The organism is Petrocella sp. FN5, from assembly GCF_029210395.1.
Taxonomy (GTDB): Bacteria; Bacillota; Clostridia; order Lachnospirales; family Vallitaleaceae; genus Petrocella.
Window position 1 is genome coordinate 1 of the sequence record NZ_JARGDP010000171.1, and the last position, 1,617, is coordinate 1,617.

General features: G+C 40.8%; 1 protein-coding gene. It reads right to left on the bottom strand.

The window, feature by feature from the left end; genetic code table 11:
* Positions 1–19 precede the first annotated feature (19 nt).
* Positions 20–1,617: IS1634 family transposase (locus tag P0N36_RS15250; protein ID WP_275843741.1), on the bottom strand; the 1,598-nt coding region annotated here is incomplete at its 5' end.

Here is a 1,617-nt window from a genome sequence, read left to right on the forward strand (position 1 = left end):
AACCTGGATTCCCGCCAACTCATAACGAGGTTGGCGGTTCAATCCCAAGGTCTCTATATAATTGCTTTTGTTTTTCCAGAATCTCGCCTACACGGATAGATTGACCCGGATGCTCAAAACATTCTATAACATCCAGTTTATCCAGTAGACTTTGTAATGTATAGTCTTTGAAGAGATTCTTTTCCTGCATTTGCTTCTTAATGTATGATAAATAGATTAAGGCAATGAATTCAGTGAACAGCTTACCATTAAGACTTTGTTCAGAGGATACTAACGTCCGTCTCAAATTCAATCGTTCTTTTAGGTTTCCGAACGCCTTTTCCACCACATCTTTATTACGGTAGATCTCAAGCGCGGTAATTGCATCCATGGTTTCATTGCTCAGAAGAACAAAATAGCCATAGTACTTTTTGACCTTTCTAACAGCTTCCTGCCTGATGGTTGCTTTGGTACCACGTTTAGGTGTTGCTTTCACCTCGAAGTACCTGCTATAGAGCTTCTCGTGTTCAGGAACTCGTTTGCCACTTTCCAGTTCATTGCGAAGGCCAATCAGCTTCTTGTCAAAGGTTTTTTCATCTTCAGCAGCTTTATCGATGTTGTAGTAATAATGGAGATAAATACGTTTTTTATCTGTCAGTGTGTCCCCTTTGTATCGTCTTTCTTGAGTGTAGTCCCATTCGGTTTGGACGGTGCGGGCATACAGTTCGTATTTTTCACTATAATGCTCAAAAGAGCGGAATTCATCATATATTGGATCCAGTTCCTTTCGAATAAACTTCAGTGAGGTTTTGCCGGCAATCAAGAACTTGATATGATCTTTGTAGAGACCATTGATATTATATTCACTGTAGAAGCCTCTGTCCATGACCAATTTTACTTTTGGGATACCCAAAACATTCAAGTCGGCAAGTAAATGCTTCACTGTTTTTGAATCAGGTATATTGCCGGCAAGCTGTCGGTAGTAAAATGGAAGGTTTGATTCTTCTCCGAATACCATGGCAAGGTTTAACTGTGGCAAACGGTCATTTTCCTTATTCATGCCATACTGGACCTGTCTCAGGTGCTCAGAATAGCTGGAAATAGATGTGATATCATAAGCCCAGTATTCTTTCTCAATTCGACGTCGTCCCTGAAGACGAAAGAATTGCTCCTTGTTCTCTTCTTTCACTGAGGCAAAAACCTCACTACTTCGTTGCGAAGAGATATTTTTGTCAAAAGGATGCTTATGCAATGCATGCCACTTTTCAAATCTGAATAAAGGGTTGTTTTCTTCAAGTATCAGATAATAGGCAATGGACAAGAGTTGCTTATAGTTATCAGGAAAACACTTTTTAAGATCGGTGGTAATCCCGAGCTGATCGCCGATCGCATCAAGAAGATAGGTAGCTCCACAAAAGCGGCGTTTCACTATTTCAGAAGGTATTGGTCCTCTCTTTTTTACCAGTGTATCGGACTTATTTTTTCTGCCTCTGCCGTCCGTCGGCACAATTTCACCCGTTGCATCATCCACCCGTCCGATGAGTTTTCGCTTTGAACGCGATTGTTTCTTTTCCTTGTCCCAATGGGATATGGATTCATAGGCATAAGTGATGCCTGAACGCTTGTCTTTTTGATATA